Consider the following 18,503-nt stretch of genomic DNA (forward strand, 5'->3'; position numbering starts at 1 on the left):
ATCGCCCACCGGTTGCGAAACGTCTTGCTAGCGGCCGGTCAAGGCCGACTGACGCCCCGCTTCCTTGAGGGACTGTGCGGATCGTTCCGCGTCAGCTAAGGCCTGCTCTGCAACCTTGTCGACCGCCGGCTGGCGAGTCTCACCACGCAGCAGGAAGTACGACAGCGCCGGAGTCAGCACGAGAACCCCGAGCATGTTCCAGAGAAACATGAAGGTCAGCAGGATGCCCATGTCGGCCTGGAACTTGATCGGCGAGAACACCCAGGTCAGCACACCGGTCGCCAGTGTCAAACCGACCAGTGCGACTACCTTGCCAGTAAAGCGCAGGGCGCCGGCATAGGCCTCTTCCAGACTCGCACCGCGCCGTTGCAGGGTCAGCTGCACGCTGATCAGGTAGAGGGCATAATCCACGCCGGCGCCCACCCCCAGGGCAATGACCGGCAAGGTCGCGATCTTCACACCGATCCCCATTACCACCATGAGTGCTTCGCACAGCAGCGAAGTGATGATCAGCGGTATCAGCGCCACCAGCACAGCGCGCCAGCTGCGGAAAGCGATCAGGCAGAGCAGCACCACCGAAGCGTAGAGCAACAGCAGTACCGTCAGGCTGGCATCGGCAACGACCTGATTGGTCGCGGCTTCGATGCCTGCAGGACCCGCCGCCAGCAGGAACTGGCGGTCGTCGCTGTTGTGTTTCTCTGCAAAGGTTTTTACGGCGTCCACCACGCCCTGCAGCGTCCCGGCGCGGTGGTCGGACAGATAGGCGATGACCGGCGATACAGAACAGCTGAAGTTGGCCAGCTCCGGCGATTGCACGGATGCGATCTGTGAGGCCTGTGCCGCCACTTCATCCTGGCGCGGGATGCTCATCCACTTCGGGTTCGCCTCGCCGTAGCTGGCATTGATGAAGCGCACGGAACTGGCCAGGCTGGCGACCGACTGCACGCCGGGTACGTCGCGCAACATCTGGGCGAGGCGGTCGAGCTCGGTCAGGGTCTCGAAGGTGGAGCAGCCGCCCGGCCTGGTCTTGACGATCACGGCGAACTGATCGGTGGAGCGGCCAAAACTCTGGTTGAAGAACGCCACGTCACGGTTGTAACGAGACTCGGGACGAAGCTCCGGTGCCCCGGCATCCAGATCGCCGATCTGCAGCCCGGAACGCACCTGATAAGCGCCGATACCCACCAGCAGCGACAGCAGCACCAGCACATGGGCATGTCCCGGTCTGGTGCATTTCACCAGCCGCGTGCCGATGGCTTCGAAGAACCGGCCACTGCCTGCTCGCGCGCCCTCGACTTCGTTGCGTACGCTGCGCCGTGCCGCCGACTGGCTGACGCCCAGGTAGGAGAGCATCACCGGCACCATGATCAGCTGCGTGAAAATCAGCACGCAGACTCCGATGCTAGTGGTAATGGCCAGGTCGCGGATCACCGGGATGTCGATCACCATCAGGACGGCGAAGCCGAAGACGTTGGCCAGCAGAGCCGACAGCCCGGCGATGAACAGGCGGCGGAAGGTATAGCGGGCGGCCACGTACTTGTCGGTGCCACGGCCGATGTCCTGCATGATTCCGTTCATCTTCTGGGCGCCATGGGACATACCGATAGCGAAGATCAGGAACGGTACCAGGATGGAGTAAGGATCGATCTGGTAACCCAGCAGCTGCATCAGACCGAGCAGCCAGACCACGCTGCTGAGCGAAGCCATCAGCAGCAGCAATGTGCTGCGCAGGCAGTGGGTGTAGCCAAAGATGATCAGCGCCACGATCACGGCTGAGGCGGCGAAGAAGCCCATGACCAGCGTCAGTCCGTCGATCAGGTCGCCCACCAGTTTGGCGAAGCCGATGATATGGACGCGCACCTTGGGCTGGCCATCGGCACCGGGCACCTCGTACTGCCCACGAATCTCTTTCTCCAGGAAGGTCGCGAACTGCCGGTAGTCAAACGCGGCACCGGTGACCGGATCCTTGTCTATCAATGGCACCTGGATTACCGAGGAGCGCATGTCCAGGGACACCAGGTCGCCGATCAGGTTGCCACGCAACACGTTCGCCTGCAGCTGCTGCAGCTGCTCAGGCGAACCGTCGTAGTCGTTAGGCATGACCGGGCCGCCTTCCATGCCAACCTCGGTGACCTCGTTCCAGCGTACCGCCGGCATCCACAGCGAACGCATCCAGGCGCGATCAACCCCGGGCGCCAGGTTGATCTTGTCGTTGATTTCCTGGAGCGCCTGCAGGTAGGCGGGGTCATAGATGGTCCCGCGCGGGTTCTCCACCATGACGCGTACGGAGTTGCCCAATGCCGCGAGGTCTATCTTGTTGTTCAGGTAGTTGCGGATGAACTCATGGGAGCTCGGCATCATTCGCTCGAAGCTCGCGTTGATGCGCAGGTCGGTGGCCTTGTAGCCCAGCAGCACCGTGAGAATGAAACACAGCAACACGAAGAACAGGCGATTGTTGAAGATCAGTCGCTCGATGAAATTTCCGGAGCGGACATCGAACTGAGCGCGATCCTGCATTACCGGTGTCGCATTGTTATCCTGGGAATTGGCCATTTTGTCTTTCCTCTGAGTCAGGCCCGATTGAGCACGAGCTCCCCTTCCGGCCCGGCTCTACTTGAGATTCATGGTGGTGACGCCATTCAGGCCGACCAGTGCCAACTGGTGGTCGGACACCCCCACCACCCCGGAAAACAGGCTTGGGCGCTGGATGTCGAGTGGCGTGAAAGTGCCCCCTTGATCGCGGCTCATGGCCACCTGTGCGGACTGGCTGATCAGCACCACTCCTCGACCTGACAGGGCGGCACCGGCGACCACCCCGGTAGTTAAATCACTCTTCACCGGGGACCAGGTGTGCCCCTCATCGGCACTGCGGAACACATGGCCGCGCAGCCCATAGGCCAACAGCGCCCCCTGACCACCGGTGATACCGAACAGGGTGCCCTCGTAACCTGTCTGCAGAGCGCTGAAGCGACCCGTGCCGGGTTCCAGGCTCCAGACATGACCACGCTCGCCGGTGATGAACAGTCGCCCGCCCACCTCGCCGATGGCGGTCAGGTGCAGCAGGTCGTTGTTGTCGATCCGGGTATTCCAGGGCTGCCAGGTCTTGCCGCCATCGTGGCTGCCGACGATCAGACCAAAGGGGCCGACGGCAAAGCCATTGTTGCCAGACTCGTCGAACCACACGCCCATGAAGAACTGGCCGGGTCCCGGCCGGCTCATGGAGAGGATTGCGGACAGGTAGCTTTCGGCTTGCGCAGGCTCCAGGCCCGACTTGTTCTTGAAGTAATCGACAACCAGGGTCTCGAGCTGGCGCCCGTCGAGCTGCTTCGTCCAGGTCTCGCCGCCGTCGCTGCTGTGGAGGATGACTGCGCCGTGGCCGACCGCCCAGCCGTGCTGCTCGTCGGCGAAATGCACCGCATTGAAGTCGACGCTGACCGGGACCTGCGCCTGGCGCCAAGTGCTTGCCTGGTCGTCGGAAAAAATGATCAGCCCGTTGTCGCCGACCGCGATCAGGCGCTTGCCGGTATTGACGATATCCCGCAGGGGCTTGTGCGCGGCCTGGAGCACCGTACTGGCCGGCTGATCAAGGGGATCGACGAAGCTCTTGGCGGTTACGGAGAGCGCGGACAGGGATAATGCCAGTGCCAGCATTGCCCCTGACGCCAGCTTCAGGCCAGTTGAGGTGATAGCCGAACTGGCAAAGGCAGTCCTCATTGCACACATGTTGTTCTCCGCAAGATCAAGTCTGCTGTTGTTATTGTTCAGCTTGCTGCTTTGCCCTTTGACCCGGCGACAGCCCGGTCAGGCATGACTTCAGTCTCGGGAAAAACCTGCTGCCCGGCATGCCCCATCTGTAGTAGGCCTTGAAAAAAAACGCGTATTGGTCAACCGGGCGCATGGAAACTGGAAAGACCGTCCAGGCGCAGGCCCGCGATACGGGTAGATACGATGAGCCCGGCCAGGCGGCGCACATAAAAAAGCGACACCGGCCGGTGTCGCTGAGAAGGTGACGGGGTGTGGCACCGGATGTCGATGCCACCGCGCATTCAACGAATGCCGCTGCCCGCCATGGAATCCGGTGTCATCTTGCTGTTGGGCCAACGCGGAATACGAACGTAACCAGTACTACCCGCCAGATGCATGGAGCTGCCGTACTGCCCCTTTCCCAGATCGTAGATGATCATGGGCGTGTTAGGCACGGACTTGGTATTCCAGTCGTAGGTCAGGAGGCCCTGGGCGGAACGCATCATCTTCCCGGCCTGGTCGTAGCCCTCGTAGAGAACGATCGACCAGCTGTCCTCATCCACGTAGAACACCTTCTTGCTCTGTGCATGGCGCATTCCCGGCTTCAGCGTCGCCTCTACTACCCAGACACGATGGGGTTCCCAGCGAACCAGATCAGGGTTGGCAAACTGCTTGCCATAGGCCTGCTCGGGCGAGCTATGCATGATGAACTTGTAGTTGTTGTACGGAACCAGCATCTCTTTCTTGCCAACCAGCTTGAAATCGAAGCGGTCCAGTTGCCCCTCCCACATCCCGAGCTCGTCGAAAAAATACGCCCCGCCGGCCATGGCCATCGGGATGTCGTAGCCGAAGTCCGGAGTCAGGCGCACACGACGCTGCCCCTGGTTGTAGATCCAGTTCTTGTTGCGCCCATCCTTCTTGAAGTTCGTCACCATATAGTTGAGCGACTTTTCACCCACGCTGCGCGGCGGACCGATATAGGTGCTCAGACGACGCTGGAAGTACTGGGCCGGTTCATCCGGGCGCTCGTGATAAGGCGACTCCGTATAGTTCTCCAACTCATGGGTCATGATGCGATTACCCGACGAGTCGATCAGATAACCCGAGAACGTGGAGCGATAGGCCGGTCCGTAGTAGCGCAGATTGTGATTCCAGATCACCTCGGCGCCGCTCTTGGGAATCGGGAACGGATAGCCCCCCATGGCGCCGTTCAGATCGGAACCGTCGCTCGTGTTCTGCACGCGGGTGGCGTTTTTGGCGGTGTCTGCCTTCAGCCAATCGGGGAAGTCGACTACCCGATGACTCTTATAGACCTCGACCTTGAAGTCCGGCCAGCGGGAGAGCAGAGCTTTGGTGCCTTCGCTGAGCTTGTCCGCATACTGCGCCATGTTGGCCGCGCTGATGCTGTACTGCGGTTTTTCGCCGGGAAAGGGATCGGGGTAGATCCCGCCCTCCTGGGGCATGTTCGGCCCCTTCCAGTTCGGCGTCCAGGCCGGAATGCTGCCATCGGCACTTCCCGCCCGCTCGGCGCCGATACCGGTCAGTTTGTCACCACCGAGCTGCGCGGCTTCCTCGGTGGAAACAGTGGCCAGAGCAGACATCGACAGCGGCAGGGACAACGCAAATGACAAGGCGACTTGACTGATTTTCATCTTTTTCTCCTCTTTGGGCGCGCCCCCACGAGCACGCGCAACCCCTCCCGCCCCGTCGGGGCGCAAGGACCTTACAGACTGGTTTGGAAAGTCAGGGTGATACGACCGCGGTCCGTACTGCCCATCGCACCGAGGCGCTCTTCGGCATCTCCGGCATCCGAGTAGAGGAGGCCAACCTTGTACCGCATGTTGATGTCGGCAGTGACGCCGGTCGACCAGGCATACGCGCGCTGCGCAGACCCCGTCGGGACCGGTGAATTGCCATGCAGGCCGTAGCCGGCCAAGGTCAGGTTGCCGGTCAGGTCGACGCCGGGCAGTACCTGCAACCAGGTTGGCAGCAGGATCAACGAGAAGCTGCTGGCGTCGCGACTGCCGCAGCCAGGGCCGTCCAGGTCGTCGGCACACTCGCTGAACACAGCTTTATTGTGTGTCACCTTGTCCAGATAGGTGTAGGAGAGTTCCGCAACCACGACCCCGGTGTCGTACAGCGGCAACACCGGCATCGACGCCTGGGTATTGAACAGGGCATGCCAGGTATTGCCGGTCGCACCGTCGAGGCTGCCATCTGGCAGCGGCCCCCCGGTGCTATCCAGCGCAGTGCCACGGCGATAGGAAACCTCTGCCCCCCAGCTGATGTCCTGCCAACTGAAGTTGGTGAAGGCGCCGAAAAGGTCGACACCACGGTTGTACACCTGGTGGAAGCGCAGGCCAGTGATTTCGCTCGGGTCAACCGCGAAATTGACCGGCCACGGCTGCATCTCATCCAGGTGGCGATACACCAGACCGACGGTGCCGCCGTACCAGTCCGGGCTCAGGCTCAACTGCATGCCAAAATTGCCCTTCTGCTTGTCATCAGGTTCGATGATGTTGCCCTGGTTGATGTAGATATTGCCGAAGCCGGGCACGGAAGCCACAAAAATCCGGCCATCGTCGTCATACAAAAAGTCTGGTCCGCCCAGGAAGGTACCGCCTTCGCTCTGCCGGTTCGGCTTCCAATCCAGATGGTAGTAGCCGGACAGGGAGACCGTGTCACTCAGTTGGCTCTGGAAAGACAGCTGCGGCAGCGGCAAAGCCAGTTCCTTCGGCGAAGCTCCGGGGATTTCCGCACCCTTCTGGAAGTTGGCCGGCTGCTGGCTCCAGGAAATCGCGTCACTGCCATTGACCTGGGATACACCCCAAATCAGCGCGTACTGGCCTGCCTTCACCGACACAGGGATGCTGCCCAGATTGAAGGTACCGAACACGAATGCGTCGAGAATCTCGCCAGACGGGCCGTTGTAGTATCGCTGCGCCTGCCGCGAAAGCTTGCCATCGGCGTAAGCGGAGATCCCTGGCAGGTCGGGATTGCCCTTCAGGTCATGATCGTCGTAAGCGTTGTCGTACCAACCCGTGGCACTGACGCGAACGCCATAATCGCCCTTGTAGATGACGTCCATCTCGGTCAGCACATCGAGGCGACGCTTCCACATATCGCCGCTGTGGGTGGAGTAATCAGACTGTTGGTTGGTGGGATCGTCGCCGATATGCGAGTCGATCGACTCCGCGCGCCACCCAAGCCCAAGACGCAAGTCCGTGGTCCAGTTGATCTGCAGGTCGGGATTGCCGGTATCGATGGATATGGCATGGGCCAAGGGGCTGGCCACTGCACCGAGCAACAGCATCGGCGCCAATAGCCTGCGACCACCATGGGTCGCAGCCTTCTCTGTCTTGTGCATGTTGTGCTCCGCAAGTCCAAGTCTGGTTTTGTTTTTTGTTCAACTTGTCCTGATGACAGCCCTGGCCGGTTCCCCGGGCCGCGACTTCGGAGCCAGTTTCAACACAACGACCCAGCGCCAACATCAACCGTTTGCAGTAGCCAATAAAATAAATTCTCCCCTCATGTCTGCATCGTGCTCAACGAATGAGCTCATCTACTGCATACGGTTGATGATTACGTAGCGGCATCGCGATCAACCTATGTGCATCGAAGCAGCGCCACCGAAAACCGGCGGCGGCCTTCGCTCCCCAGAACAGGAAAGCGCCCCCGCTGGCGCGTGACAACGGAGATCGCATGCCATGAATGCATTCGTCGAGGACAAGCACTGCGCGGTCCTGGTGGTCGGTTCCGGGGCGGGCGCCCTGCTCGCCGCCAACCGTGCCCATGACCTCGGACTGAAGGTCATCGTCATTGAGAAGAGTGATCGCTACGGCGGTACCTCCGCGTTGTCCGGGGGCGGCATCTGGATCCCCAACAACTCAGGAATCCAGGGGCTGGACAACTACGAACAGGCGCTGACCTACTTCAGGGCCTGCACCAAGGGCCGGGTCCCGGAAGGGAAGCTTCGTGCCTATCTCGACTCGGCACCGGAAATGGTCGAGTACATGCGCCAGCAGATCGGGGTGAAGTACAACGCCGTCACCGGCTACGCCGATTACTGTCAGCACCTGCCGGGCGCCTCGGACAACGGCCGCACCATGTTCGTCGAGCCGGTGGATGCCGGAGTGCTGGGAGATGACTTCTTCGCCCTGCGTGAAGCCGACATGGGCGCCAAACTGTTCGGTCGCATCGCTCTGGACTACTACGACGGCCAATTGCTGGGCGCCCGCGCCACGGGCTGGAAGCGCAAGATCTTCTCGCTGATCTGGAACTACTGGTCGGACATCGGCTGGCGCCTGAAGACCCGCCGTGACCGACGCGTCACCATGGGCAGCGCCCTCATCGCCGGTCTGCGCATCGGTCTGCAGGAACGCGGGGTTGAGCTGCTGCTCAACACCCGCCTGGAGCATTTCATTGTCGAGAATGGTGTCGTCCAGGGAGCGGTCGTCAGCCAGGACTGCAACGAGTACCGCATCCTTGCCAACCAGGCGGTGATCGTCGCATCCGGCGGTTTCGAACAGAGCCAGCCGCTGCGCACCGCCCACCTGCCGGTCCAGACACGGGTGGAGTGGAGCGTGACGCCCATGCACAACAACACCGGCGATGCGCTGATTGCCGGCCAGAACATCGGCGCGGACACCGAGTTCCTCCACGAAGCCTGGTGGGCGCCGACCGTACGCATCCCGGCGGCGGACACACCGAACGTGAACATGCGCAGCGCGCTTTTCATCGAACGCAGCTATGCCCACAGCCTCTGCGTCAATCGCCAGGGCAGGCGCTTCGCCAACGAGGCCATGTCCTATAACGACTTCGGCCACGCGATGATCAAGGACGGCGCCAGCACCGGCGCAAACACACCCTGCTGGTTCATCTTCGATGCCAACTATCGCAAGAAGAACATCCTCGGCCGGATCATGCCCGGCTCGATCATGCCGGACGCAAGCCTGCCTCCCGAGTGGTGGGACAGTGTGCTCTACCGCGCCGGTTCCATTGGCGAACTGGCCCTCAAGATCGCTATCGACCCCGCCACCCTGGAAGATACAGTGTCGGTCTTCAACGATTACACCAAGACCGGCGTCGACCTCGATTTCAATCGCGGTCACCACAGCTTCGACCGCTTCTACTGCGACCCCCGGCACCAGCCGAATCCGAGCTTGGGCGCGCTCGACCGGGCGCCCTATTACGCCATTCGCGTCGACCTCGGCGACCTCGGCACCAAGGGCGGCCTGAAAGTCGATCGCGACGCCAACGTACTGGACGTAGAGGGTCGTCCGATCCCCGGCCTCTACGCCATCGGCAACGCCTCGGGCGCGGTGACGGCGGACTCCTACCCCGGCGCGGGCGGCACACTCGGCCCCGCTCTCACATTCGGCTACCGCGCGGCCAACCACATTGCCCGCTCCACGCAGCTTGCAGCCGCCACGCCGTCTGTGGCCCGCGTCTAGTACTGCGTTTGCGGCATGACACCCAGGCCGGGGCTCATGAAAAATGAGTCCGGCATGGGCAACAAGTACCAGATACCTCGCAGTCGACCCATCCACGACTCAAAGAAGGAGCCCACCCGTGCTCGCGCTATTCAACGACGAACAGCAGATGTTTGAAAACTCAGCCAAACGCCTGGCGCAGTCCATTGGCATCGCCAACCCGCATGATCTCCAGACCCGCGACGCCCAACGGGACTGGCAGAAGCTCACCGAAGTGGGCCTGCTCGGCCTGCGCATGCGTGACAACGGCACGCCCCTCGCCTCCGGCGTGGAAGTCATGATCGCCGCCCAGGCCTTGGGCGAAACCCTGGTTCCCCAACCCTTCGCCTCTGCGGTACTGGCCAGCGAGCTGCTCGCCCAGGCAGACGCCCCGTACGAACTGATCGAAGAACTCGCCGCCGGTGAAACCCGCTATGCGCTGCTGCTGGACCGCACTCTGGAGCGTCTGGCCGCCCCCGACGAAGTCGGCTGCATCGCCTGGGATTGCGAAGGCGCCGACTATGCCCTGGGCCTGGCCGATGGCCGCCTGGTGCGTATCAGCCTGCAACAGGGTTTTGCTGCGGGCCACGACGCGGCCGACCTGACCCGCGCCGTATTGCACCTTCGCACTGCGCATGGCGCAGCGCAGGTGCTCGGCCAACCGATAGACGCCGACGCCCTCAAACGCTGGTACGCCCTGGCCCTGACCACTGTGGCGGCGGACATCGTCGGCGCACTCAACGGCGCCCATGCCGGTGCAGTGGCCTACACCAAGGAGCGCGTGCAGTACGGGGCACTGATCGGCAGCTTCCAGGCCATCCAGCACCTGTGCGCGGAAATGCTCGTCCAGGCCCAAGCCGCCCACAGCATTACCTGCTACGCCGCCTGGACGGTGGACCAACTGGACGCCGACGAGGCACTGCTGGCCGCACGCACCGCCAAGGCCTACGCCTCTTCCGTAGCACTGCCGGTGACCGAAGCGGTGATGCAGGTCTACGGCGGCATCGGCCAAACCTGGGAGCACATCGCCCACGTCTACACCCGCCGCGCCCTGCTCGACGCCCGACTGTTCGGCGGCGAGTCCCATCAATTGCAGCAGATCGCCGACGCCCGACTGGGAGCACGCTGAATGGACTACCGAGATACCCCCGAAGAGGCCGGATTCCGCCTCGAACTGCGCGAATGGTTCAAGCACAACACTCCCGCCAACTGGCGCGAAGTCACCGACCCGCAAGGCCTGCGCGCGCTGAGCAAGAGCTGGCACAAGGCACTCTACGCCAGCGGCTACATCGGCCTGAACTGGCCGAAGGAGTACGGTGGCCAGGGGCTGTCCGCAACTTTCGACGCCATTCTCAATGACGAAGCGGGCCGCGCCGATTCCCCTCGCCTGCCGGCGATGGTGAACTACCTTGGGCGGGCGATCTTCACCTACGGTACCGAAGAGCAGAAGCAACACTTTCTGCCCACCCTGCTCAGTGGTGAGGTGCAGTGGTGCCAGGGCTTCAGCGAACCCGGTGCCGGCTCCGACCTGGCCTCGCTGCGCACCCGCGCCGAGCAGGACGGCGACCACTACGTCGTCAACGGCCAGAAAATGTGGACCAGCGGCGCACTGCAGGCCGACTGGTGCCTGCTGCTGGCACGCACCGACAGCAACTCGGCCAAGCACAAGGGCATCTCTTGCCTGCTGACCCCGCTCGATGCTCCCGGCATCACCGTCAAGCCGATCGTATTGCACAGCGGCGAACCGGAAACCGCCGAGGTGTTCTTCGATGATGTGCGCATTCCCGCGAGCCAGCGCATCGGCGCGCCGGGCGACGGCTGGCGCATCGCGATGACGACGGTGTCCTACGAACGTGGCGCTTCGGACACCGGCTCCATTTCAGCGCTGCGTCGCCAACTGCGCGAAATCGAACAGATCGCCGCCGAGCGCGGCCTGCTCGCCGATACCAGCACCCGCCATAAGCTGGCGCGCGCCCATGTGGACATCGAAGCGCTGAGCCTGAACGTGGCGCAGCAACTGTCGCTGCGCCTGGCCGGACGCGATCCCGGGCCGGAAGGCTCAGTGGGCAAGCTGCTCTGGTCCAAGGCCGCCCAGTACACCATGCATGTCGCGCTCGACGTACTTGGCGCCGACGCCCTGACCGGCAATGCCCCCCGCTGGCTGGCCGAGTACTTCACCTCGCGCCCGGTCAGCGTCTACGGCGGGTCCTCGCAAATCCAGAAGAACATCCTCGCCCGCATGCTCGACATGCCGCGCTGACCACAAGGAGCCCCATCATGCGCTTGAACAATCGCGTCGCCGTAATCACCGGCGCTTCACAAGGAATCGGTCGCGCCGTGGCCCGCTGCTATGCGGCGCAAGGCGCCAGCGTGGCCATAGTCGACATCAACGTCAGTGGCGGTGAAGAAACCGCCGCGCTGATCCATGCCGAGGGCGGCAAAGCCCTGTTCGTGCGCTGCGACATTGCCAACCAGGTCGACGTCAACGCCGCCGCCGCCATCATCAAGGCCGAGCTCGGCCCCATCGATATCCTGGTGAACAACGCTGGCATCACCCGTCCGGCCATGCTGCACAAGATGACCGGCGCCGAGTGGCACCAGGTGATCGATGTGCACATGCACGGTTCCTTCTACTGGCTGCAGGCGGTGGTCCACGACATGATCGAACGCCAGTGGGGGCGCATCGTCTTCGTCACTTCCTCCACTGCGCAGAACGGCTCCATTGGCCAGATCAACTACGCCGCGGCCAAGTCCGCGATGCTCGGCATGGTGCGCACCGCCGCCCGCGAGCTGGGCAAGTACAACATCCTGGTCAATGCCATCGCTCCGGCGGCGGCCACCGAGATGACCAAGACCATCATGAACGACCCGAAATTCGCCGAAGCCCATGCGGCAGCGCTCAAACAGCACCCGCTGAGGCGCTCGGCGGAGCCTGAGGAGATAGCCCCGGCCTTCCTCTATCTCGTCAGCGAAGAGTCCTCCTACGTCACCGGCCAGGTTCTGTCGGTGGATGGCGGCTCGATGATGGTGCGCTAAGCGCGCAAACCACCACGGAACAGGACAACGACAATGACTCGTATCGACACCGCAGCTTCCGATCTCGATCGCCTGATGGCACCTCGCTCCATCGCCCTGGTTGGCGCCTCCAACAACCTCTACAGCATCGGCGGCCTGCTGTTCGCCAACCTCAAGCGCTCCTTCGGCGGCGCGCTCTACCCGATCCATCCCAAGGACGACAGCGTCCAGGGCAGCCCTGCCTACGCCAGCCTGCACGATGTACCGGGAACCGTGGACCTGGTGGTCATCGCGGTGGCCTGCCAGGCCGTCGAAGGCATCATGGAGCAGGCCGTGGCCAAGGGCGTGGGTGGCGTCGCGCTACTCTCCTCCGGCTTCGCCGAAGCCGGTGCCGAAGGGACCGCCCTGCAGCAGCGCATCGCAGAACTGGCCAAGGCTGGCGGCGTGCGGGTGATTGGTCCGAACTGCATCGGCTACCTGAACATCGCCGGGGGCGTCATGGCCAACTTCGCCCTGACCCCGGACGAACCTTTGCCGCCGGGCGGCGGTGTGGCGCTGGTTTCCCAGAGCGGTGGCTTTGGCTCCTACCTGACCACCAAGGGACTGCTCACCGGCCTGCGCCTTGGCTGGTTCGTCAGTACCGGCAACGAGCTGGACGTGAACGTCGCGGCCGTTTTGCGCTACCTCGTGGAGCGACCGGAAGTTCGTGTGCTTCTGGCGTTCAGTGAGACCCTGCGTGACCCGGAGGTATTCATAGAAGCGGCCCGGCGCGCCCAGGCGCTCGACAAGCCACTGGTGGTCCTCAAGGCGGGGCGCTCCGAAGCTGCGGCCAAGGCCGCCATGAGCCACACCGCGTCGGTGGTCGGTGCCGTCGATGTATTCGATGCAGTCTGTCGTCAGTACGGCGTGATCGTGGCTCACAGTCTGGAGGAGATGCTCGATCTGGGCATGATCTTCCAGGACGGTCGCCGGGCGTCCGGCAAACGCCTGGCGATCATGACTGCCTCCGGCGGCACCGGCGTATTGCTGGCCGACGAAGCCAGTCTCAACGGCCTGGATATCCCGACCTTCCCCGAAGCGGAACAGGCACAGATGCTCAGTGTGCTGCATACACCCTTCTTCGGCAGCGTGGCCAACCCCATAGACACCACCGCAGCGGTGAAGCAGGAGTCACTATTTGCACTGCAGAACCTGGTCGCCCAGAGTCCTTCGGTCGACATGCTCACCACGGTCACCTGGGCTCGCGCCACCGAGGCAGCCAGGGAACTGGCCGCGCTCTACCAGCGCACCGACAAACCCATGGCTGTGCTGTCCACCGACCTTGTGGAGCCCTTGAAGCAGGCTGGCGTGCCGACCTACACCGATCCGCAGCGGATCGCCCGCTCACTCGCCGCCCTGCAGCGTTTCTCCTCGCGACAGTCCCTCGCGGCGGACCACGCCCAGGAACCCGATGCCGAACGTGCCCGGCGCGCGCGGCAGCACCTGCAGTTGCCCCAGGGGGAGCAGGTGCTGATGGAGGCCCAGGGTAAGCGCTTGTTCGCCGAGTACGGCATTCCCATCACCCGTGAAGAGTGGGTACACAGCGAGGAGGACGCCATCGCGGCGGCAACGCGCATCGGCGGCAAGGTGGTGCTCAAGGTCATGTCCTTTCAACTGCCGCACAAGTCCGACGTGGGCGCCATCCGCCTCGGTCTGCAGGGCCCGGACGCGGTGCGTGAAGCCTATGGAGACATGCTCGACGAAGTGCGGCGCCGGGCGCCCCATGCCGTCCTCGACGGCGTGCTGGTGCAGGAGATGGTACCCGCACGCATGGAACTGACCTGTGGCTTGCAGCGCGACCCGGTGTTCGGCCCCATGGTGGCGGTAGGCCTGGGTGGCGTACTTGTCGAGCAGCTGGCGGAAACCACGCTGTTGCGCCCGCCGTTCGGGCTCGATACCGCCCGCGTCGCGCTCGGAAAACTGCTCCAGGGTCGCCTGGTCCAGGGGCGGCGTGGCCTCAGCGCCGAGGAACAGACGCAGATCGCCGCCATCATGATGGGCGTCGGCAACCTGGCCCTGGAGCTCGAGGAGGTCAGCGAAATCGACATCAACCCGATCCGGGTCGACGACGGCAAGGTCTTCGCCGCCGACGCACTGGTGGTGCTGGCCGGGTCATCCGGGCCGGCGCACTGAAGGAGTGAACACGATGGCAGATCAATCCCTGGTCGGTTACCAGTTTCCCTCGTTCCGCTTCAAGGTCGAGGAAGGCAAGATCGCCGAGTTCGCCAAGGCGATCTTCTGTACCGATGCCTGTTACTTTGACTCCGAGGCGGCGCGCCGGCAGGGCTTCTGCGCCCCACCGGCACCGCCGACCTTCAGCACCGTCTCCATGCACTGGCAACCCCCGCAGGAAGGCAACCCGCTCAACCTCGACCTCAAGCGCGTACTGGCAGGCGGCAATGAATGGGAATACCTGCGACCAGTGCTGGCCGGCGAGGAATTCACCGTCCGCTCGCATATCGCCAACGTGACCTGCAAGCGGGGCGCCAAGGGCGAGATGACCCTGATCGTACGCGAGACGGGTTTCTACGACGAACACGATCAACTGGCGCTGATCGCCCGCAGCACCATCATCGAACTGCCCCCGCCGCCGCCCATGGACGAGCACGAGGTACTGCCCACATGAACAGCACAAACCACGACGCTTCGCCTCGTTTCCAGATCGGAGACACCGCCCCCGTGCGCCGTGTCGGACCGATCACCCGAACCGACATCGTTCGCTACGCCGGCGCCGGTGGCGACTTCAATCCCATCCACCACGACGAGACCTTTGCCCACCGCGCCGGCTACCGCAGCGTATTCGGCCATGGCCTGCTGACGGCGGGGATCCTCTCGGCCTACGCGACTTCCTGGCTGGGCCTGGCGGCGCTGCGCAGGTACTCGGTGCGCTACGTCTCCCAGGTCTGGCCAGGCGACACCCTGATCCTCAGCGGCCGGGTTACCGCCATCGACCCCGAAGGCCCCGACTGCATGCAGGTGAACTGTGAACTGCTGGTGCAGCGCGAAGCCGCCAACGGTCAGCGCCAGGACGTCCTGACGGCAACCGCCGTCGCCACCTACGACACCCCCCGGAGGAAGCCATAATGAATGATGTCCGCGAACCGGCGCCGTACCAGCGCTATCTCGAAGGCCTGGCACGGGGTGCCCTGGCTTATCAGCACTGCCACGACTGCGATCAGGCGGTCTTCTACCTGCGCCCCTGCTGCCCTCATTGCGGCTCGGTGGAACTGGGCCTGCGCGACAGCCAAGGGCTGGGCACGCTCTATTCGTCCAGCGTGGTCTACGACAAGGAGCACCACTACAACCTCGTGCTGGTCGACCTGGACGAAGGCTTTCGCATGATGAGCACTGTTGCCGGTTGCGATGCACCGCCCATTGGCGCCCGGGTCCGGGCGCGGGTGGAACGCCTCGATGGCGAGGAGCCGCGCGTGGTGTTCGACCTCAACGAAGGAGAACGCCCATGACTCACCATGACCTGCGCGGCGCAGCCGCTATCGTCGGGGTCGCCGAATCGGACCTCGGTGACGTCGGGCCACAGCGCTACCCCATCGAGCTGGCCGCCCAGGCGGCGGTTCACGCGCTGAATGACGCGGGCCTGCGCACCCGGGACGTCGATGGCCTGTTCGGCTGTGTCGCCGGCCGTTTCATGTCGAACCTGGACCTGGGTGAGTACCTGGGTATCCGCCCCCGTTACAGCGATAGCGGCAATATCGGCGGCAGCTCGTTCCTGTCCTACCTGTTCCATGCGGCGGCGGCCCTCAAGGCCGGGCTGTGCGACACGGCGTTGATCGTCTACGGCAGTACTCCGCGCGCGGATGCCCAACGTCGGCAGCCGCTGAGCGGGCCACTGGAGATGCCGAACTACGAAGCCCCCTACAAGCCACGCCACCCGGTGTCCGGCTACGCACTGGCCACCGCCCGGCACATGCATCAGTACGGCACCACCCGCGAGCAGTTGGCCGCGGTGGCCGTCGCCGCGCGCGCCTGGGCGCAACTCAACCCCGTCGCCTTCTGCCATGACAAAGGGCCGCTCGGCATTACCGACGTGCTGGACAGCAAAATGGTCTGCAGCCCGCTCAGCATCCGCGATTGCTGCCTGGTCACCGATGGCGGCGGCGCCCTGGTGGTGACCCGTGCCGATCGCGCACGTGACCTGCCAAGGCCGCCGGTCTACCTGCTCGGCGCGGGCGAAGCGCACTCGCACCGCAGCATTTCCCAGATGCCTGATCTGACCACCACCTGTGCAGTCGAGTCCTGCGCCAGAGCCTACGCCATGGCCGGGGTCAAACCGGCGGACATCGGCGTGCTACAGCTCTACGACGCCTTCACCATCAACACCATCATGTTCCTGGAGGACTTGGGCTTCTGCGCCAAGGGCGAAGGCGGTGCCTTCGTCGCCGATGGCCGCATCGCCCCGGGAGGCGTACTGCCGGTCAACACCAACGGCGGCGGCCTGTCCTACTGCCATCCGGGCATGTACGGCATCTTCGCCCTCATCGAAGCCACGCGGCAGCTGCGCGGTGAGGCCGGAGCACGGCAGCAGGCCGGCGTGGAGCTGGCGCTGGCCCACGGCAACGGCGGTCAGTTCTCCAGCCAGGTCACCGCCATCCTCGGCACGGGAGCAGCGCTATGAGCACTGTCTTGCGCGAACGCCAGGGCGCGGTGCTGCTGGTGACACTCAACCGCCCTGAGGCGCTGAACGCGTTCAATGCCGAGCTGCACCGTGAGCTCTGCGATGCTTGGCACGAGGCCGGTGATTCGCAGGTTCGCGCGGTGGTGCTGACCGGTTCCGGACGCGGCTTCTGCGCGGGTGCCGACCTCAACGCGCCACCCGCCGCAGGGGCACTGGGCCATAGCACGCTGCGCTATGCACTGAATGCGAACACCCTGGCAATGGCCGCGCTGGACAAGCCTATCATCGCAGCCGTCAACGGCGCCGCAGCGGGTGCCGGACTCTCGCTGGCTTGCGCCGCCGATATCCGGATCGCGTCCAGCGACGCCAGGTTCGTACCGGCGTTCGTCGACATAGGGCTGGTCCCGGATGCCGGTGGCAGCTGGTTCATCACCCGGCTGCTGGGTTACGCCCGGGCCTTTTCCTGGCTGGCCAGCAATCGCCGGCTGGGCGCCGAAGAGGCCCGCGAGTGGGGCCTGGTGAGCGAGGTGCTGGCCCCGGATCGGCTGCTGGGACACTCGCTGGAGATGGCCGAGCAACTGGCCACCAAGCCCGGACTCGCCGTAGGGCTCACCAAGCGCCTCCTGGCCCAGGCCGCACGCAATAGCCTGGCCGAGCAACTGGAGGCCGAAGTCACGCTGCAGAACCTTGCAGTCCTTGATCCCGATCGGGCGCGGGCCCGCGCGGCGATGCTGGAAAAGCTCGGGCGCCGCTCAATCCCATAGACAACAAAAACGGAGTTTCCCCATGACCGATTACGGACGTTTTCACAGTATCCTCGCCGAGCGCCGGGACCATGTCCTGGTGCTGACCCTCAATCGCCCCGAGCGCCTCAATGCCGTGGGAGCCGACATGCATGAAGGCCTCGAAGCCATCCTTGCCGACCTGCGTCACGACTCCAGCGTCCGGGCCGTGGTGCTGCAGGGTGCAGGACGGGCCTTCTGTGTCGGTGGCGACGTCAAGGCGTTTGCCGAGACGCCGGCCATCGAGCAGACCCCATGCGAAGCAATGGCCCTGGTCACCCGCGGCGCCGGGAACCTGATCGAGCGCTTCCTCGATGTGCCACAGCCGATTATCGCCGCGGTGCAGGGCTACGCCATGGGGCTGGGGGCGACTCTGGCCTTGCTCTGCGATGTGGTGCTTATCGCCGACGACGCCCAGATCGCCGACACCCATGTACCCATGGGCCTGGTCGCAGGCGATGGTGGCGCGCTGGCCTGGCCCCTGGGCATGCCCCTCGGCGCCGCCAAGTACTACCTGATGACCGGCGAGCGACTCAGTGGCAACGAAGCTGCCCGGCTGGGCCTGGCCTTGCGGGCCATGCCGGCCACGGAGCTGCATGATCAGGCGCTGCAGATGGCGGAGCGCATGGCCGCCCTCCCTCCTCTCGCGTTGCAGGGCACCAAGCGTGCGCTGAACCAGATCCTGCGCCAGCGCAGCCAGTTGGTGACCGACCTGGGGCTGCAGCTGGAAGCGGCGACCTTCCTCAGCGCAGATCACAAGGAAGCCTCCAGCGCCTTCGCGCAAAAGCGCCAGCCGGTCTTCCATGGGCGCTGAACACA

15 protein-coding genes are annotated in these 18,503 nt (G+C 64.0%); 11 read left to right on the top strand and 4 right to left on the bottom strand.

Translation table 11 applies throughout. The features are described from left to right. Positions 1 to 27: 27 nt before the first annotated feature. The 4 genes from KGB28_RS08105 to KGB28_RS08120 form a co-directional block, all read right to left on the bottom strand. Positions 28 to 2,553, bottom strand: a complete 2,526-nt coding sequence (locus KGB28_RS08105) for an efflux RND transporter permease subunit (RefSeq protein ID WP_223444036.1) — start codon at positions 2,551 to 2,553, stop codon at positions 28 to 30. A gap of 57 nt (positions 2,554 to 2,610) precedes the next feature. Next, positions 2,611 to 3,723 carry a WD40/YVTN/BNR-like repeat-containing protein gene (locus tag KGB28_RS08110; RefSeq protein WP_223444037.1) on the bottom strand — a complete coding sequence of 371 codons (1,113 nt, stop codon included), beginning with the start codon at positions 3,721 to 3,723 and terminating at the stop codon, positions 2,611 to 2,613. A 323-nt stretch (positions 3,724 to 4,046) separates the two neighbouring features. After that, positions 4,047 to 5,396 carry a DUF1329 domain-containing protein gene (locus KGB28_RS08115; RefSeq protein ID WP_223444039.1) on the bottom strand — a complete coding sequence of 450 codons (1,350 nt, stop codon included), beginning with the start codon at positions 5,394 to 5,396 and terminating at the stop codon, positions 4,047 to 4,049. Positions 5,397 to 5,467: 71 nt separating this feature from the next. Next, positions 5,468 to 7,111 carry a DUF1302 domain-containing protein gene (locus tag KGB28_RS08120; protein ID WP_223444041.1) on the bottom strand — a complete coding sequence of 548 codons (1,644 nt, stop codon included), beginning with the start codon at positions 7,109 to 7,111 and terminating at the stop codon, positions 5,468 to 5,470. Between the two features lie 340 nt (positions 7,112 to 7,451). Here KGB28_RS08120 and KGB28_RS08125 point away from each other — a divergent pair, with 340 nt between their 5' ends. The 11 genes from KGB28_RS08125 to KGB28_RS08175 all read left to right on the top strand — a co-directional run bounded on the left by KGB28_RS08125 (position 7,452) and on the right by KGB28_RS08175 (position 18,498). After that, positions 7,452 to 9,197 (top strand): FAD-dependent oxidoreductase, encoded by a 1,746-nt coding sequence (locus tag KGB28_RS08125; protein WP_223444043.1) that lies wholly within the window; start codon positions 7,452 to 7,454, stop codon positions 9,195 to 9,197. 118 nt (positions 9,198 to 9,315) lie between these two features. Continuing rightward, positions 9,316 to 10,344 carry an acyl-CoA dehydrogenase family protein gene (locus KGB28_RS08130; RefSeq protein WP_223444045.1) on the top strand — a complete coding sequence of 343 codons (1,029 nt, stop codon included), beginning with the start codon at positions 9,316 to 9,318 and terminating at the stop codon, positions 10,342 to 10,344. Next, positions 10,345 to 11,475: an acyl-CoA dehydrogenase family protein gene (locus KGB28_RS08135; RefSeq protein WP_223444047.1), complete on the top strand. Its 1,131-nt coding sequence runs from the start codon at positions 10,345 to 10,347 to the stop codon at positions 11,473 to 11,475. A gap of 17 nt (positions 11,476 to 11,492) precedes the next feature. Then, positions 11,493 to 12,251, top strand: a complete 759-nt coding sequence (locus KGB28_RS08140; RefSeq protein ID WP_223444049.1) for an SDR family NAD(P)-dependent oxidoreductase — start codon at positions 11,493 to 11,495, stop codon at positions 12,249 to 12,251. A 33-nt stretch (positions 12,252 to 12,284) separates the two neighbouring features. Continuing rightward, a complete protein-coding gene (locus KGB28_RS08145; protein WP_223444051.1) occupies positions 12,285 to 14,402 on the top strand; it encodes an acetate--CoA ligase family protein in 2,118 nt (705 codons plus the stop codon). A gap of 13 nt (positions 14,403 to 14,415) precedes the next feature. Continuing rightward, positions 14,416 to 14,895 carry a MaoC family dehydratase N-terminal domain-containing protein gene (locus KGB28_RS08150; RefSeq protein ID WP_223444053.1) on the top strand — a complete coding sequence of 160 codons (480 nt, stop codon included), beginning with the start codon at positions 14,416 to 14,418 and terminating at the stop codon, positions 14,893 to 14,895. Then, complete coding sequence (locus KGB28_RS08155; RefSeq protein ID WP_223444054.1) at positions 14,892 to 15,353, top strand: MaoC/PaaZ C-terminal domain-containing protein; 462 nt, start codon at positions 14,892 to 14,894, stop codon at positions 15,351 to 15,353. Before KGB28_RS08150 ends, KGB28_RS08155 begins: the two co-directional genes overlap by 4 nt. Then, positions 15,353 to 15,733 (top strand): Zn-ribbon domain-containing OB-fold protein, encoded by a 381-nt coding sequence (locus KGB28_RS08160; protein WP_223444056.1) that lies wholly within the window; start codon positions 15,353 to 15,355, stop codon positions 15,731 to 15,733. Before KGB28_RS08155 ends, KGB28_RS08160 begins: the two co-directional genes overlap by 1 nt. Then, positions 15,730 to 16,902, top strand: a complete 1,173-nt coding sequence (locus tag KGB28_RS08165; RefSeq protein WP_223444058.1) for an acetyl-CoA acetyltransferase — start codon at positions 15,730 to 15,732, stop codon at positions 16,900 to 16,902. Before KGB28_RS08160 ends, KGB28_RS08165 begins: the two co-directional genes overlap by 4 nt. Then, on the top strand, positions 16,899 to 17,666 hold the full coding sequence (locus tag KGB28_RS08170) for an enoyl-CoA hydratase/isomerase family protein (protein ID WP_223444059.1): 768 nt from the start codon (positions 16,899 to 16,901) through the stop codon (positions 17,664 to 17,666). The genes KGB28_RS08165 and KGB28_RS08170 overlap by 4 nt, the downstream gene beginning before the upstream one ends. A 22-nt stretch (positions 17,667 to 17,688) precedes the next feature. After that, entirely contained in the window at positions 17,689 to 18,498 is an 810-nt protein-coding gene (locus tag KGB28_RS08175) for an enoyl-CoA hydratase/isomerase family protein (RefSeq protein WP_223444061.1), read from the top strand. Positions 18,499 to 18,503: the final 5 nt, after the last annotated feature.

It is taken from the genome of Pseudomonas sp. BF-R-19 (assembly GCF_019956445.1).
Lineage (GTDB): Bacteria > Pseudomonadota > Gammaproteobacteria > Pseudomonadales > Pseudomonadaceae > Aquipseudomonas > Aquipseudomonas fluorescens_BH.

Bases quoted from the DNA above. Each gene is read 5' to 3' on its own strand.
- KGB28_RS08105 (WP_223444036.1), bottom strand. From the start codon at position 2,553: ATGGCCAATTCCCAGGATAACAATGCGACACCGGTAATGCAGGATCGC.
- KGB28_RS08110 (WP_223444037.1), bottom strand. From the start codon at position 3,723: ATGTGTGCAATGAGGACTGCCTTTGCCAGTTCGGCTATCACCTCAACT.
- KGB28_RS08115 (WP_223444039.1), bottom strand. From the start codon at position 5,396: ATGAAAATCAGTCAAGTCGCCTTGTCATTTGCGTTGTCCCTGCCGCTG.
- KGB28_RS08120 (WP_223444041.1), bottom strand. From the start codon at position 7,111: ATGCACAAGACAGAGAAGGCTGCGACCCATGGTGGTCGCAGGCTATTG.
- KGB28_RS08125 (WP_223444043.1), top strand. From the start codon at position 7,452: ATGAATGCATTCGTCGAGGACAAGCACTGCGCGGTCCTGGTGGTCGGT.
- KGB28_RS08135 (WP_223444047.1), top strand. From the start codon at position 10,345: ATGGACTACCGAGATACCCCCGAAGAGGCCGGATTCCGCCTCGAACTG.
- KGB28_RS08140 (WP_223444049.1), top strand. From the start codon at position 11,493: ATGCGCTTGAACAATCGCGTCGCCGTAATCACCGGCGCTTCACAAGGA.
- KGB28_RS08145 (WP_223444051.1), top strand. From the start codon at position 12,285: ATGACTCGTATCGACACCGCAGCTTCCGATCTCGATCGCCTGATGGCA.
- KGB28_RS08150 (WP_223444053.1), top strand. From the start codon at position 14,416: ATGGCAGATCAATCCCTGGTCGGTTACCAGTTTCCCTCGTTCCGCTTC.
- KGB28_RS08155 (WP_223444054.1), top strand. From the start codon at position 14,892: ATGAACAGCACAAACCACGACGCTTCGCCTCGTTTCCAGATCGGAGAC.
- KGB28_RS08160 (WP_223444056.1), top strand. From the start codon at position 15,353: ATGAATGATGTCCGCGAACCGGCGCCGTACCAGCGCTATCTCGAAGGC.
- KGB28_RS08165 (WP_223444058.1), top strand. From the start codon at position 15,730: ATGACTCACCATGACCTGCGCGGCGCAGCCGCTATCGTCGGGGTCGCC.
- KGB28_RS08170 (WP_223444059.1), top strand. From the start codon at position 16,899: ATGAGCACTGTCTTGCGCGAACGCCAGGGCGCGGTGCTGCTGGTGACA.
- KGB28_RS08175 (WP_223444061.1), top strand. From the start codon at position 17,689: ATGACCGATTACGGACGTTTTCACAGTATCCTCGCCGAGCGCCGGGAC.